Source organism: Brachyspira pilosicoli, from assembly GCF_019402445.1.
Lineage (GTDB): Bacteria > Spirochaetota > Brachyspiria > Brachyspirales > Brachyspiraceae > Brachyspira > Brachyspira pilosicoli_B.
Genome location: NZ_SRZM01000124.1, coordinates 1 through 512 on the forward strand (window position 1 = coordinate 1; position 512 = coordinate 512).

Here is a 512-nt window from a genome sequence, read left to right on the forward strand (position 1 = left end):
CATGTGGAAGCTATTAAAAAATTAGCAAATCAAGGCTTTTATAACGGAACACTATTTCACAGAGTAATACCTGGTTTTATGATACAAGGCGGCGACCCATTAAGCAAACAGCCTAACAGAGCTTTACATGGCACAGGAGGTCCTGACTTTGTAATACCTGCTGAGTTTAATGATGTTTCTCATAAAAGGGGAATATGTTCTATGGCTAGAAGTCAGAATATAAATAGTGCTGGTTCACAGTTCTTTATTTGTGTAGCTGATAGTCCTTTTTTAGATGGACAATATACTGTTTGGGGTGAGGTTATTAAGGGAATGGATACTGTAGACAAGATAGTTAATCTTAAAAGAGATGCTAATGATAACCCTCTTACACCTGCTAAAATGAATAAAGTATATGTAAAATAATAAATAAAGGAAAAATAATGGAACATTTATTTATAGAAACAGATTACGGCACTATAGAAATAGAATTCTATCCTGATAAAGCTCCTAAACATGTGGAAGCTATTAAA

General features: G+C 33.6%; 1 protein-coding gene. It reads left to right on the forward strand.

Going from position 1 to position 512, the window contains the following annotated elements; genetic code table 11:
• A partial coding sequence (locus E6A48_RS04895; protein ID WP_219708928.1) for a peptidylprolyl isomerase occupies positions 1-405 on the forward strand: 405 nt, incomplete at its 5' end.
• Positions 406-512: the final 107 nt, after the last annotated feature.